The 15,244-nt window shown below is 53.2% G+C and carries 8 protein-coding genes; 6 read left to right on the forward strand and 2 right to left on the reverse strand.

Annotated features, from left to right (window positions below; all coding sequences use genetic code 11):
- Window positions 1–40: 40 nt before the first annotated feature.
- The 3 genes from HU175_RS00695 (at window position 41) to HU175_RS00705 (ending at window position 3,073) form a co-directional block, all read left to right on the forward strand.
- Window positions 41–508 (forward strand): regulatory protein RecX, encoded by a 468-nt coding sequence (locus HU175_RS00695; RefSeq protein WP_176564756.1) that lies wholly within the window; start codon window positions 41–43, stop codon window positions 506–508.
- A 51-nt stretch (window positions 509–559) separates the two neighbouring features.
- Window positions 560–1,606, forward strand: a complete 1,047-nt coding sequence (locus HU175_RS00700) for a glycosyltransferase family 4 protein (protein ID WP_176564757.1) — start codon at window positions 560–562, stop codon at window positions 1,604–1,606.
- Window positions 1,607–1,672: 66 nt separating this feature from the next.
- Window positions 1,673–3,073 carry an ArnT family glycosyltransferase gene (locus HU175_RS00705; protein ID WP_176564758.1) on the forward strand — a complete coding sequence of 467 codons (1,401 nt, stop codon included), beginning with the start codon at window positions 1,673–1,675 and terminating at the stop codon, window positions 3,071–3,073.
- A gap of 111 nt (window positions 3,074–3,184) precedes the next feature.
- Here the strand turns inward: HU175_RS00705 and HU175_RS00710 are convergent, their stop codons facing one another.
- The gene (locus tag HU175_RS00710; protein WP_176564759.1) at window positions 3,185–4,234 is read right to left on the reverse strand and encodes a ribonucleotide-diphosphate reductase subunit beta; all 1,050 of its coding nucleotides are present in this window, start codon (window positions 4,232–4,234) and stop codon (window positions 3,185–3,187) included.
- Window positions 4,235–4,641: 407 nt separating this feature from the next.
- Between HU175_RS00710 and uvrA the strand changes: the two genes are divergently transcribed.
- Complete coding sequence (gene uvrA, locus HU175_RS00715; protein ID WP_176564760.1) at window positions 4,642–7,512, forward strand: excinuclease ABC subunit UvrA; 2,871 nt, start codon at window positions 4,642–4,644, stop codon at window positions 7,510–7,512.
- A gap of 238 nt (window positions 7,513–7,750) precedes the next feature.
- Here uvrA and HU175_RS00720 read toward each other — a convergent pair whose 3' ends face one another.
- Complete coding sequence (locus HU175_RS00720; protein WP_176564761.1) at window positions 7,751–11,041, reverse strand: S41 family peptidase; 3,291 nt, start codon at window positions 11,039–11,041, stop codon at window positions 7,751–7,753.
- 169 nt (window positions 11,042–11,210) lie between these two features.
- On the opposite strand from HU175_RS00720, the gene HU175_RS00725 reads away from it, so the two are divergent.
- Together HU175_RS00725 and HU175_RS00730 are read left to right on the forward strand one after the other, a co-directional pair.
- Window positions 11,211–11,618: a hypothetical protein gene (locus HU175_RS00725; protein ID WP_176564762.1), complete on the forward strand. Its 408-nt coding sequence runs from the start codon at window positions 11,211–11,213 to the stop codon at window positions 11,616–11,618.
- A gap of 163 nt (window positions 11,619–11,781) precedes the next feature.
- Entirely contained in the window at window positions 11,782–15,234 is a 3,453-nt protein-coding gene (locus HU175_RS00730) for a pyruvate carboxylase (protein ID WP_176564763.1), read from the forward strand.
- Window positions 15,235–15,244: the final 10 nt, after the last annotated feature.

Genomic DNA, 15,244 nt, shown 5'->3' on the forward strand with positions numbered 1-15,244 from the left:
CGGGGAAGTATTCAGGACGTTTCTTTGTTCTTTTGGTACCATGACCGACTATCTGAAAGACGCCCTGCGCAAGGCCGCCCTGTTCTGCGCCTATCAGGAACGCACGCAGCAGGAAGTTCGCGACCGCCTGAAAGATTGGGGTGTATTAGGAGATGATGCGGAGGAGGTGATTGCCGAACTCATTCAGCAGAACTACCTGAATGAAGAGCGTTTTGCCAAAAGTTTTGCCGGAGGAAAATTTCGTGTTAAAAGCTGGGGAAAACGGAAAATCAAGCAACATCTACAGCAACGCGGCATCACGGGTTATAACCTCGACCAGGCTATGAAGGAGATTGCTCCCGACGATTACCAGACCACGCTGACCGAACTGCTCGACAAAAAACGCCGGAGCCTGCGCGACGACAATCCACTGGTGATCAAGCAAAAACTCGTGCGGTATGCGCTCAGCAAAGGGTATGAATCAGACCTGATCTTCTCGGTCTTGGGCAGCGAAGAGTCCGGCTTCTGAAAACTGCCCATTTTTAGCCAATTTTGCGGCTTACTGATCCTAACCAGCCGCATGCCCAGCCTTTTTCTCGATACCGAACGGATGTCTAACCTCACCAGCGGATTAGGACAGGTTTGTCTGAACCTGGGCCTCGAACTGGTCCGGCAGCAACCGCCGGGCTGGGAGATTACGTTTCTGGTTCCCAAGGATCAGGTAGGCGTTTTTGGGCCATCGGCAAAATACATCGTAGCGAGTCGCTGGCGCCGGGTGCTGCACCCCTGGTCGTTCGATGTGTGGCATTCCCTGTACCAGGGATCCCGGTTTTTGCCGCAACGCCAGAGCAAGCTGATTTACACGATTCTGGACCTGAACTACCTGTCCATGCCCGAATACTCAGATGCACGGAAAGCCAGGCAGAAACGACGCTATCAGCACGCCATTGATCAGGCATCGGTCATAACGACCATTTCGGTCTACGTAGCCAAGGACGTAAAGAGACAGTTGAACGTCCCTCCGACGACACCCGTTGAAGCCATTTATTGCGGTGTCAATACCCCCAGCAGTCTACCAACCCAGCCTCCAACTATCAAGCCAGACAAGCCCTTTCTGTTCTTTATCGGGATGATGCAACCGTATAAAAACGTGCATACGATGTTGCCCATTCTGAAAGCGTTTCCCCAATACCGGCTGGTACTGGCCGGACCAGACAAACCCGCTTACAGCCAGCAGATTCGGGAGCAGGCGCAACAGCTGGGAGTGGCCGACCGGGTGTTGCTCGCTGGCCCGGTTGACGAAGCGACCAAATGGTGGCTCTACGCCAACTGCGACGCGCTCCTGTTTCCGTCCCGACTCGAAGGCTTTGGCATTCCGGTAGTCGAGGCCATGGCTTTTGGCAAACCGGTCTTTTCTTCCACCCTGACCAGCCTGCCCGAAGTAGGGGGCGACGAAGCATTCTATTTTTCCGATTTCGAGCCAAATACCGTGGTTGAGACGTTCCGCCACGGTATGGACACGTACCGAAACGACCCCACCATGCCAGATCGGCTGCGGGCACAGAGCCAGAAATTCAGCTGGGCCGCCGTTGCCGCCGACTACTGGAAACTGTACCAGCGTGTTTAGACTGCTCTGCCTCAGGCATTCCCTACTCACCCAACCGTTACGTTAATGTCGTTTCCTTTCCCTTCGTTGAAGACATTTTCCGTTGCTTTTTTTATCCTGTTCGTTGCTCTCCTGCTTACCTGCTACCACCGGACTGAGCACTTCGACGACGCCTGGTTTGCCGAACAGTCTTACTGGCTAGTGCGGGATGGGTGGGTTCGGTCCGAGTTGTTCCGAGGGCTGAACGGCTGGGAAGATCGGATCTATGTTTTTCACAAACTGTTTATTTACGCGGGCGCTTTGGTAATGAAGCTGTTTGGTTTCTCACTACCCGCCAGCAAGCTTCTTACGACCTTCTGTGCGCTTATCGCTGGTTACCTGATCTGGGTTTATAACCAGCGAGCGTCGAAAAAGCAGCAGTTGTTAGCTCTTATTCTGTATTTCGGTTGTGGAGCGATCATCCGGTATTTTTCAATCAACAGGCCCGAGATCATGTGTATGCTGTTCGGGCTAGGCTCTTATCTGGCGCTGGACAGACCGAACAACAAACCATCCAATGTACTACTCGCGGGTTGCCTGGCGGGTTTGGCCGCGCTGACCCACTTAAACGGTATAATTTATCTGGTTGCGGGAGCTGGTTGGTTACTGGTAAAAACGAATTGGCGAGCAGTAATCTGGTTCAGCTTATTCGGCGGCCTTACCCTAAGTATATACGGCCTCGATGCGTTGGCCGACAATCAGTTTAACGCCATGCTTGATCAGTTTGTCAACGATCCGGCAACGCAATCCAATTTTAAGCTGATTGACAAGCTGTATGTTATGCTCAACTACCACCAACTATTTTTTCATAGTCACGGAGAAGTTCCCTTGAGCGTTTTGGTGCTTTTGTGTGTGCTTATTTTCCGACGAGCGCTGTCGCTTTCCCAATCCGTACCCTTGTATTTAACGCTGCTTATTGTTGCGTTCTGGCTGTTAACCAAGAGCAACTTTGACTTTTATTACATTCTTTTCGTACCCTGGTTCGTTCTTCTGGCTTCTCAATGCTTGACCGTTTATCTGCCAGACAGCCCTGTCTGGCAGCAACGGGCCGGCACGGGTGTGCTAATCATTTACTATGGCTTTGCGCTGTTCAGCATTGGAAAAGTACTGGAAGAGAATTACACCACTCGTTACGTTCCTGCCTACAACAATACGCTGGCTCAGCACATGCCTGACCGGCAAACAAAGGTTATCGCTCCAATCAGCTTCTTTTTTGGTCAAATAGAAAACTATCGTATTCACGGATTAAGCTATTACTCTGCAAAACATGAAACAGCTTCGCTGGAAGAGTTCTTTCGGCTAGCGGCTCAGGAAAACGCCAAATATGTAGTGAGCGATGGGTACAAAACGGCCAGCTACGTAATTCCGCTTGATGTACCTGATCGGATAGGTACTTACCAGCTAATCTTCCGGGATGATATGACCAGCATCTATGAACGACAACCGTAGTCACTCAGTCCGCAGGAAACCAGCGATCGGGACAAACAAAAAGGAAGAAGGCCCTGCCGAAGAACGTTCGTGCAGGGCCTTCTTCCTTTGAGAAAACTCCCATTATGAATTTTAGAAATCGGCGTCCATAATGAACCCTTTCGGTTCTTCGGCCACTGGCTGCGCAGTCATCTGTTCAGCGCCCTGCGGCTGTTGCGCCTGTGCTTTCATGGAGCGGAATTTCGACATGACTTCACCGCGTTGATACTCACCCACGCGCTTCTCGAAGAAGTTCGTTTTACCCTGCAGCGAGATCATATCCATGAAATCAAAGGGGTTTGCTACGTTGTACAGCTTACGCAGACCCAGGGTCACCAGTAGGTGATCGGCGACGAACGCAATGTACTGTTTCATCAATTCGGCGTTCATGCCAATCAGCGATACAGGAAGCGCATCGGAAACGAACTCCTGCTCAATCTCCACCGCATTACGAATGATGTCGTAAATCTGCGATTCGGGCATTTTGTTCTTGATGTGGTCGGTATAAAGCATACACGCGAAATCACGGTGTAGCCCTTCGTCACGCGAGATCAGCTCGTTGGAGAACGTCAGCCCCGGCATCAGACCACGTTTTTTGAGCCAGAAGATCGAGCAGAACGAACCCGAGAAGAAGATACCTTCTACAGCGGCAAACGCGATCAGGCGTTCGGCGAACGTACCGTTATCAATCCAGCGCAGCGCCCATTCAGCCTTTTTCTGTACGCAGGGAATGGTGTCGATGGCGTTCAGCAACCGGTCTTTTTCTACCGGATCTTTGATGTACGTATCGATCAGCAGCGAGTAGGTTTCGGAGTGAATATTCTCCATCATCACCTGAAACCCGTAGAAGCACTTGGCTTCGGCGTACTGTACCTCCGACAGAAAGTTAACGGCCAGGTTTTCGTTGACAATCCCGTCCGATGCGGCAAAGAATGCCAGCACGTGCGAGATAAAATGCCGTTCACCATCGTTCAGACTGGCCCAGTCTTTCAGATCCTGACCGAGGTCAATTTCTTCGGCCGTCCAGAACGATGCTTCGTGCGTTTTGTAGAATTCCCAGATGTCCCAGTGCTGAATGGGAAATAACACAAAACGGCCTTTGTCTTCCTGTAGAATCGGCTCAACTACTTCATTTTGTAACATAATGTGGCTGTATAGTATACGATGAAGACCCGGTCAGCACCGGGCATGACGGGTCTGAAAGCAAGCGAAATCGAGTTAACAAATTTAGGCGTTCTGGCCGCTTATCCAAGTTGATTAATCGGCACAACCCGTTTATTACTAATGACTCATCGTTATAACATACAATCAGTCAGCCACTTAATAGAAGTACTCCGGGTTAAGTTCTTGAAATAGTTCAGCGTTTTTAACTTAATACAAAAAACTATCTGGCTACCGTAGAGACTGGTCCGCGACAGCAAATCAATGGAACAGATTGATACGTGCATACCTCGCCTGAATCTGGTCTCTTCTGTTGAAACTCCCCCCGCCCGTTTTACGTTGTTTTTAAGAATAAGCCTGTCCCAACAGCGGGCCGAACCAACGACAACGTGATCGACGAAAAAGCAACCGGACAGCAGGCCGGACTATCTGATATTGACCTGACGGGATACGAGCATATTGAAGTGCTGGGCGCCCGCGAACATAACCTGAAAGACATTGACGTCACGATCCCCCGCAATAAGCTGGTGGTCGTGACGGGGATCAGCGGCAGTGGTAAATCGTCGCTGGCGTTTGATACGATTTATGCCGAAGGACAACGGCGTTACCTGGAAAGCTTCTCAGCCTACGCCCGCTCGTTTATCGGCAACATGGAGCGTCCCGATGTAGACAAAATTAACGGCCTCAGCCCGGTTATCTCCATTGAACAGAAGACTACGTCGAAAAATCCCCGCTCGACGGTTGGCACAACGACGGAGATTTATGACTTTCTGCGGCTGCTCTACGCCCGGGCCGGTGAAGCCTTTTCATACGTAACGGGGCGTAAAATGGAGCGTCAGTCGCAGGATCAGATTATTGATACGATCCTGGAACAGTACGCTGGTCAGAAATTGACCCTACTGGCACCGGTTATCAAAGGTCGGAAAGGGCATTACCGCGAGCTGTTCGTGCAGATCGCCAAGATGGGGTACACCAAAGTGCGCGTCGACGGTACGGTCCAGGACATTGTGCCGAAGATGCAGCTCGACCGGTACAAGATTCACGATATCGAAATTGTCATTGACCGGATCGTTCCTAAGCCGGAAGATCGGTACCGATTGAGTCAGTCAGTGCAAACGGCGCTCAAACAGGGCAAAGGCGCCATGCAAATGCTCGATGGCTCCGGGGCGCTGGTGTATTTCTCGCAGAACCTGATGGATCCGGAGTCGGGAATTAGTTATGACGAGCCCTCGCCAAACTCGTTCTCGTTCAATTCGCCGTACGGTGCCTGTCCGGTTTGTAACGGGTTGGGCGTGATTGAAGAAATCACCGAAGAGTCGATCATCCCCGATAAATCACTGAGTATCAGCCGAGGGGCGATTGCCCCACTGGGTGAGTACCGCGAATTATGGATTTTCCGGGAGATCGAAGCATTGCTCAAACGCAACAAGCTCAACCTCAGCACGCCCGTTGCCAAATTCCCGGAAGCGGTGTTAAACGTACTTTTGTACGGCGCCGACGAGGAAGAAACTTCCGCGCCGAAGAAAGGCAAAGCAGAACCTCCCGCCCCCCGCTTCGAAGGCATTATCAGCTTTTTGAAACGGCAGCAGGAAAACAGCACGGACAAAATTCAAGAGTGGCTGAAAGACTTCATGGTCGTCAAGACCTGCCCCGAATGCCAGGGTGCCCGGCTGCGGAAAGAATCGCTGTACTTCCGGATCGACCAGAAGAACATCTCCGAGCTGGCCCGCATGGACATTTCGGAACTGACGACCTGGTTCACGGGTCTGGAAGGTCGGATGACCAATCGCCAGAACGTCATTGGTAAAGAAATTCTGAAAGAAATCCGGAAACGTATCGGCTTTCTGCTCGACATCGGCCTCGACTACCTGACGCTTGATCGGTCGTTACGTACGTTGTCGGGCGGTGAAGCCCAACGCATCCGGCTGGCTACCCAGATCGGTACGCAGCTCGTCGGGGTTCTCTACATTATGGACGAACCTAGCATCGGGCTGCACCAGCGCGACAACGTCAAGCTGATTGATTCGCTGAAGAACCTTCGCGACCTGGGCAACACGGTGCTGGTTGTTGAGCATGATAAGGACATGATGCTCGAATCTGATTTCATCCTGGACATCGGCCCCGGTGCGGGTCGGCACGGGGGTCAGGTGGTCGGCATTGGTACGCCGGAAGAATTTCTGAAAAACGGCAGTACAACGGCGGCTTACCTCAGCGGCCGACGGGCCATTGCCGTTCCCACCGAGCGCCGGAAAGGAAATGGTAAATTCATCGTCATTAAAAACGCCACGGGCCACAACCTGAAGAACGTAACGCTTCGGCTACCACTTGGGCGGATGGTAACGATTACGGGCGTATCGGGCAGCGGCAAATCGTCGCTGATCCACGAAACGCTGTTCCCTGTCCTGAACCAGCATTTTTACAAATCGAAGCGCGAACCGCTACCGTTCAAAACGGTTGAAGGGCTGGAGCATATCGACAAAGTCATAGAAGTAGACCAGTCCCCCATTGGCCGGACACCCCGGTCTAACCCGGCGACGTACACGGGCATGTTCTCGGAAATTCGAACACTGTTTGCCGAGTTGCCCGAATCGAAAATCCGGGGTTACAAACCGGGTCGGTTCTCGTTCAACGTCAAGGGTGGCCGCTGCGAAGACTGCGAGGGCGCGGGCATGAAAAAGATCGAGATGGAGTTTCTGCCGGATGTGCACGTGGTGTGCGAAACCTGCAAAGGCAAACGTTTCAACCGAGAAACGCTGGAAGTCCGGTTCAAAGGCAAATCCATTGCCGACGTACTGGACATGACGGTGGAGCAGGCCCTGGAATTCTTCGCCAGCCAACCCAAGATTCTGCGTAAAGTAACAACGCTGAACGATGTGGGGCTGGGTTACATTACGCTGGGCCAGCACGCAACTACGTTATCGGGCGGTGAAGCGCAGCGCGTCAAACTGGCCGAAGAGCTGTCAAAGAAAGACACTGGAAAGACGCTATACATTCTTGATGAGCCAACGACAGGGCTGCACTTCCAGGACATTGCGCACCTGCTCGACGTCCTGAACAAGCTAACCGACAAAGGCAACACGGTCCTGATCATTGAACACAATCTGGACGTGATCAAAGTCTCCGATCACCTGATTGATCTGGGGCCGGAAGGGGGTAACAAAGGCGGCCAAATCATCGCCGAGGGTTCCCCCGAAAAAGTGGCCCAAGTCAAAGGCAGCTATACCGGTAAGTTCCTGAAGATGGAGTTGGAGAACAGCTAGTAATCAGATAGGTCTATAGCGTATATCACGGAGATTTGCCAGAACAGACAACTCATTTACAGTATTTTAACTACGAAAATTTTTATCATTCCGACGTTAGGAGGAATCTTCAGTAGTGATTAGATTTTACTAGTATCGGAGATTCCTCCTAACGTCGGAATGACAGAAATTAGTCATCCGCAGCTCACGTTGCTTACCTAATCGGGGCCCTCAAATCAATTTGAGGGCCCCGATTGTGTTATTTACCTGTCATCTTGTTGCCTTTTGCGCCGTCCAGTTCCTTGAGCAATTCGCTGACGGCTACGTCCATTTGAGTATTTTTATCGGTGTAGCTCTCACCGATCGGGCGTGAAACGGGAACGTCGACGGGCCGGGGAGCCAGTTCCATGTTTTTGCCTGAATTGTCGGTAATGCGGGAGAACGGCAGCCGGATGGTCGAGCCGTCGATGAGCTGAGCCGCCGACGTGAAGATGATCCAGCCCGCCGTGGGTTCACCCACCACTTTGCCCAGTTTCAGCGTTCGGTATCCTTCTGTGAAATCCTCGGCGTCGGACAGCGAGTGCTGGTTCGTAACCAGAATCGTTGGTGTTTCGAGCGCCCGCTGCCCCAGCTGTGTACGCGCGGGGGCAGCGGGCAAACCGCGTGAGGTCATCGTCAGGTAGCCTTTGCGGGCAAATACGTCGATGGCGTAGGCGTTCACAAAACCGCCGTTATTATTCCGAACATCAATGACCACGCCTTCCCGGGCGTGGTTATCAGCGTCAAGATCCAGGTACAGCTGATTCAGCGATTCGGCCGACATGTCAAACATGTGCACGTAACCCAACCGACCCTTGCTGGCTTTATCCACGTACTCACGCTGCTGCTGCACCCATTGCTTATACAACAAACCCTTCTCTGTCGACAGGTTAACCGGCGATACGTTCACCTCGGTGGCTTTTGCCGAAGGCGATGACGCAATACCCAGCGTTACGCGTCGGTTGATCTTATTGCTCAGCAGTTGATCCAGATTCGTTTTTTCATCAATTGGCGTGCCTTCAACAGAGACCAGGTAGTCGCCGGGTTTTATCGTACCGACAATGGCCGCCGGACTCAGGGCAACTACTTCCGTAATCAGTAATTTGCCGGTATTCTCGTACGTAATCCGGTCGAAGCGGAGACCAAGACGACCGGTCGAAATATCTGCGGACCCCGCCGGTGCGCCAACACCCGAGTGGGAGGCATTCAACTCGCCCACCATCAGATTCAGCAGCCGGCGTAACTCATCAGCAGTACGGGCACCGGCGGCCAATGGCTCATACGTTTTACGGACCTCCTGCCAGTTTGTTCCATGAAACTCGGGATCGTAGAAACCCTTATTCTGCACATCCCAAGCCTGACTGAACATCTGTAACTTTTCCGTAGCGAAATCAACATCCTGCTCAGCTGTTACGCTCAACGGTTTCGGCTCGCGTTTATCCAGCGAAATCGATTGGATACGGCCCTGCTCCAGGTAGAAAACGTCTTTTCCATCTGCCGTAAACTGTGCGCTGCTTTTACCGCCGGGCGTACTGGTCAGCTGCCGGGCAACGGCGCGTTCATTGCTGCCTTCGTCCAGTGAGTAGGTGTACAGGTTCTGCCGCCCCGCTACGCTGGCTGTAATTAGCAACGTTTTGCCGTCTTTACTGATCGTCTGAGCATCGATGTCCATGCCGAGGGGTAACAGTGTAAGCCGTTGGCGGATATCATCAAACACAATCCGGGTCGCCGTTTTATCGCCAGCTTTGGCTTTGTCTGCACTAGCCAGCGTATCGCGGGGCGTTGTTTTTTCGGCTGGTGTTGGCGACGTAGCGGGCTTCAGCGTTTTCGGAATTTCTTCGTTGAACAAATCCCGAAACTGGTCCTCCCGGAATTTGGGCAGACGTGGTAACAGATCAACCCGGGCTACCTGCGCTGTTTCCGTCCGCTGGGTGGTATTGAACAGAATGTATTTGCCGTCGGGGCTCCAGTTGACGTTGCCGCCAAACGTATTGGCCAGGAAACTAACTGGGCGGCTTTCACCACCAGCGGCTGGAACAACCCAGATGTTGCGGAAGGTTTTGGTCCCGTAGGCGGCAAACGCGACCCACTTCCCGTCGGGCGACCAGACAACAGAACCCGTACTCGAAAAGGGTGCCCGGCCCAGATAGCCTTTGTACAACTGTCGCTCTTTCTTGCTACTCAGATCAAGTACGCGTAACTCCTGCCCGTTTCGCACAAACGCTACCAACTGGCCATCGGGCGAGATAACCGGCGCACTATCGTCCAGTTTATCATCCGTAAGTTGGGTTTCGTCGCGGGTCGCAAAATCGTAGCGGAACAGGTTCGCCGTACCGCCACGAGTGCTGACGTAAATCAGCGACCGGCTGTTTGGTGTCCAGGCCAGCTGCGACTCCACCGCCGGGCTGTTGCTCACCCGAACGGCATCGCCCCCGTCTTTCGCCGACGCGGCAAAGACTTCGCCATGCGACGTAAAGGCCACTTTCTTCCCATCGGGTGATACGGCCAGGTCACGAAACTGGCTTGTTGACTTCAGGTGATCGACCGATAAACCAGCGGCCGCGCCCCGTAGCTGAATCGCTACCGGTGATGCCTGCTTTGACGCTACGTCATACTTCCAGATCTGAAAATTACGCTCGAATACAATCTGTTTTCCGTCGTGGCTGATGGCTGGCCAGAGTACGCGCCCATCTTTGAACGAGGTAAGCATGGTGGGTTGGCCTTTCAGCGGTTTTGACCACAAATTCTGTTTCCCACCACGATCCGATACGTAGTACAGCGTTTGTCCGTCAGCGCTCCACATGGGCCACAGCTCTTTGGCTCCGCCTTCGGTTACCCGTTCGTATGTGGGCTTGTCGCCTTTTTTGGTGCCGATCTTACAGGTCCAGATTTCCGTCTGATCGAGGTGGCTGCTGCCTTTGCGCCACCACTGCGCGGCCGAGATACCTCGGGCCGAAAATGCCAGCGTTGTGCCATCGGGCGAGGGCGCCCCAAAGAACTCACTGGCGTACCGATCCGCCGTGACGAGCATGGGGGTTCCGCCCGAAATGGCTACCCGGTAGATGTCATTCATGCTGGAAATATCCCGGCTACCCGCCTGAAAGTAGACCATCTTACCATCGTTCGACCAGGCGTTCAGCGTTTCGGGACCGTCATCGTACGTCAGCCGCCGGAGTTCGCCGGTTGCCAGCGTCAGGATGTAGATGTCGCCGTTTCCTGTGCGGGTCGAGCCAAACGCCAGATAACGGCCGTCAGGAGAGTACAGCGGCCGGGTTTCGTTGTCGGCATGAGCGACCAGCAAACGAGCCTCTCCCCCACCGGCGGGTACAGTCCAGATGTCGCCCCCGGAGATGAAAGCGATTTCTTTACCGTCGGGCGAGATCGTCGGTTCGGCGTAGGCAAACTGGGGTTCCACCCGGGATTCCACCTTCTTTGACTGCGCCAACAAGGCCGGGCTTAGGCTGCCCAGCAATGGCAGAATCGTGATGAAGCGTCGTAAATTTTTGTGCATAGGCGAAATTACTTTCCTATTCTGCACAATCAGCTGATGACAGCCAAATTATTCACGGTATTAGCTTTTAAATCAGTTGCTGATTCATAAACACGAAACGTATGGCGCCATACGTTGCACTGTCGACATTCACTATTTTCGCCACCTGAATACTCACCGGAGTTGATTTATGCGAAATCCCTTCTTTTATGTTTTACTGCTCGTCCTGGTTTTGCTGGACGGCTGGCTCCTTGCGCACCCCAATCTCGTTGGCCGGGCGGGCGTGTTTTTCTTTGAATACTCGTATCTGGAAACGTTTCCAAAAGCGCTCGGTACGGTAGCCGTGATCGTTGTGCTGGCTCAACTGATTGCCTGGTTTGCCGGACGACTGGGACAGGCGGCCGGTATCGTTATTTCCGTTGGTTTGCTGGCGGCATCGGTGTTCTGGCTTTTTCAGAGTTACGTCCAGTACAACGCGGGGGTTTACAAACTCACCGGTGCGGGTTTCCGGGCCGGGGTTATTCTCCTGCCGGGTTTGCTGGCTCTCGTCTTTGCCAATGCCGCCTGGAAATACATTACAGGACGTAAGACAACGTAGCGTTCGCCATTCGTAAATCAACGCTGATCAGCATTGACCCCATTTGGCAATACAGGGCATTTTGCTAAGCTTTCTCTAAAAAGCGCACTGTTTCCCAAATTTTTCAACAATCTTGCCTTGTCATTTAACGTAATACAGCCTTAGGCCGATTTTGTTGAAAAGCATGAAGGAATACATCCGCCCGATTAAACGCCTGCTGGTTGCGAACCGGGGCGAAATTGCCATCCGTATTATGCGGGCGGCTACCGAGCTGGGCATCACCACCGTCGCTGTTTATACGTACGAAGATCGTTATTCGCTGCACCGCAACAAGGCAGACGAAGCCTACCAGATTGGCCGGGATGATGAGCCACTCAAGCCCTATCTCGACGTAGAAGGTATTATCCTGATGGCCAAACGGCACCAGGTTGACGCGATCCATCCGGGATACGGTTTCCTGTCCGAAAACGTCAAACTGGCCCGCCGGTGCCGCGAAGAAGGGATCATCTTTGTCGGCCCATCGCCCGAAGCGATGGAAGCCCTGGGCGATAAGGTCCGGGCTAAAAACCTGGCGACAACGGCCAACGTACCACTTATTCCTGACTCCCGCGAGGAGAACATGAGTCCGGAATTTGCCCGTCAGGAAGCTGAACGGATTGGCTTCCCGGTCATGGTAAAAGCAGCCGCCGGAGGTGGTGGACGTGGTATGCGTGTGGTTCGGCAGCCGGATGATTTCGAGAAAGCATTCACCGAGGCCAAAAACGAGGCACGGAATGCATTCGGGGATGATACTATCTTCCTCGAAAAATTCATTGAAGAACCCAAACACATCGAGGTACAGCTGCTGGGCGATCAGCACGGCAATATCGTTCACCTGTACGAACGCGACTGTTCGGTGCAACGGCGCTTCCAGAAGGTAGTCGAGATTGCCCCGTCGCTGGGACTAAAGCAGGAAACCAAGCAGAAGCTGTACGACTACGCCCTGCAACTGGGCCGCGCGGTTAATTATTCCAACGCCGGTACAGTTGAGTTCCTCGTCGATAAAAATGAGAACATCTTCTTCATTGAGGTTAACCCCCGGATTCAGGTTGAACATACCATCACGGAGGAAATAACCGGGATCGACATCGTGCGGACGCAGTTGCTGATTGCGATGGGCTACAAACTGTCCGACAATGGTATCTTTATTCACAACCAGGATGAGATTCCGCTGAACGGGTTCGCCATCCAGTGCCGGATTACGACGGAAGATCCCGCCAACGGCTTCAAACCCGATTTCGGGACGATCATTGCCTACCGGAACGCGGCAGGTTTTGGTATCCGTCTGGACGAGGGCAGCAGCTACGCGGGTGTCAAGATTTCGCCCTACTTCGACTCGATGATTGTGAAGGTCTCGGCGCGGGGCCGGACCCTGAAAGGTGCCTCCCAGCGGCTGGCGCGGGCGCTGGTCGAATTCCGGATTCGGGGCGTAAAAACCAACATTGGCTTCCTGCTGAACGTAATCAGCCATCCACTCTTCCAACGGGGCGAAGCGCGGGTATCGTTCATCGAGAGCCATCCCGAGCTGTTCATGCTCAAACAGCCGCAGGACCGGTCAACGCGGGTGCTCAATTACCTCGGCGATGTCATCGTAAACGGCAACCCGGAGGTTAAAAAGAAGGACGACAGCAAGGTATTTCGAATGCCCGTCGTGCCGCCCTTCGACGTATTTGGCCCGTATCCATCCGGCAATCGGGACCGGATGAAAGAACTGGGCCGCGAGGGCTTCGTGCAGTGGGTAAAGGATCAGAAAAGTATCCTGTACACCGACACGACGTTCCGCGACGGTCACCAGTCGCTGCTGGCTACCCGCGTCCGGACACAGGATTTACAGAAAGTTGCCGAAGGCTTTGCCAAGAACCACCCCGAACTGTTTTCGATGGAGGTATGGGGTGGTGCTACGTTCGACGTATCGATGCGCTTCCTGTATGAAAGCCCCTGGAAACGACTGGAAGCTCTGCGTGAAGCCATGCCGAACATGCTGCTCCAGATGCTGTTCCGGGGCTCCAACGCCGTCGGCTACTCGGCCTATCCGGATAACCTGATCGAGAAGTTCGTCGAAAATTCCTGGGAAACGGGTATTGATATCTTCCGGATTTTTGACTCGCTCAACTGGGTTGAAGCGATGAAGGTCAGTATGAAAGCCGTTCGGGAACGCACCGACGCGCTCTGCGAAGCGGCCATCTGCTATACCGGCGACATGCTCAACCCGAACGAGCATAAAAAATATACGCTGCAGTACTACCTTGACATGGCCCGCCAGCTGGAGGACGAGGGTGCGCATCTGTTGTGTATCAAAGATATGGCTGGTCTGTTGAAACCACAGGCAGCCGACGTACTGATTCGTGAATTGAAACAGGCCGTCGATATTCCGATTCACCTGCACACCCACGACACGGCGGGTATTCAGGCCGCTACCTACCTGAAAGCCGTTGACGCCAACGTCGACATTATCGACTGCGCCATTGGTGCCTTATCTGGCCTGACCTCGCAGCCCAATTTTAATTCCGTCGTGGCCATGATGCAGGACCACGAGCGCGAATGTCCCATCGATCTGAAGTCACTGAACGCCTATTCCACCTACTGGGAAGATGTTCGGGAATACTACTATCCGTTTGAGTCGGGGATGAAAGCGGGCAGCGCGGAAGTCTACGAAAATGAGATTCCGGGGGGTCAGTATTCCAATCTGCGGCCACAAGCCAACGCAACGGGCCTGGGCGACAAGTTCGAACTACTGAAGAAAAACTACGTCGTTGCCAACCAATTGTTCGGCGACATCGTCAAGGTAACGCCGTCCTCGAAAGTGGTGGGCGACATGGCCATTTTCATGACAGCCAACAACCTGACGCCCGACGATATCCGGGAGCAGGGTGAGTCGCTGGCCTTTCCGGAGTCGGTAAAAGAATTCATGAAGGGGATTCTGGGGCAGCCCGTTGGCGGTTTCCCGAAAGACATTCAGGAAATTATTCTGAAAGGCGAAGAACCGATCACGGGTCGCCCGAACGAGCACCTGAAACCAATCGATTTCGACGCGGATTTCAAGACGTTCCAGGAGAAATACCCCAAGAACGACGGCTTCCTGGATTACCTGTCGTACCAGATGTACCCGAAGGTATACGATGAGTACTACAAAGCCAACGAGCAGTACGGTGATGTCAGCATCATTCCGACGCCCGCCTTCCTGTTTGGGCTGAAGGAGAACGAAGAGATCCTGATCAACATTGAAGCCGGTAAGACTATTCTGGTACGGCTGCTGTTCGTATCGGAACCCGATGAATTCGGGATGCGGACCATTACGTTCGAACTGAACGGCCAGAGCCGACAGGTGCAGGTTCGTGATAAATCGTCGAAAGTCGAAAAAGAAATCAATGCCAAGGTCAGCAAACCCGGCGATGTGGGTGCCCCGCTGCAGGGCCGCCTGACCCGGATTCTGGTTCAGGAAGGTGACACGGTGAAGAAAAACCAGCCACTGTTTGTGATCGAAGCTATGAAGATGGAAAGTATCGTCTCGGCGCCCAAAGAAGGGAAGATCAGCAAGATCGTTCTGAAAGAAGGCACCGTAGTTGAACAGGATGACTGGGTCGTTGACATGGCCTGATCCTGTTCGT

Source organism: Spirosoma sp. KUDC1026 (genome assembly GCF_013375035.1).
Taxonomy (GTDB): Bacteria; Bacteroidota; Bacteroidia; order Cytophagales; family Spirosomataceae; genus Spirosoma.

What these genes read in the sequence shown, in the direction of transcription:
- HU175_RS00695 (WP_176564756.1), top strand. Translation starts at nt 41, where the DNA reads ATGACCGACTATCTGAAAGACGCCCTGCGCAAGGCCGCCCTGTTCTGC.
- HU175_RS00720 (WP_176564761.1), bottom strand. Translation starts at nt 11,041, where the DNA reads ATGCACAAAAATTTACGACGCTTCATCACGATTCTGCCATTGCTGGGC.
- HU175_RS00730 (WP_176564763.1), top strand. Translation starts at nt 11,782, where the DNA reads ATGAAGGAATACATCCGCCCGATTAAACGCCTGCTGGTTGCGAACCGG.
- HU175_RS00725 (WP_176564762.1), top strand. Translation starts at nt 11,211, where the DNA reads ATGCGAAATCCCTTCTTTTATGTTTTACTGCTCGTCCTGGTTTTGCTG.
- HU175_RS00700 (WP_176564757.1), top strand. Translation starts at nt 560, where the DNA reads ATGCCCAGCCTTTTTCTCGATACCGAACGGATGTCTAACCTCACCAGC.
- HU175_RS00710 (WP_176564759.1), bottom strand. Translation starts at nt 4,234, where the DNA reads ATGTTACAAAATGAAGTAGTTGAGCCGATTCTACAGGAAGACAAAGGC.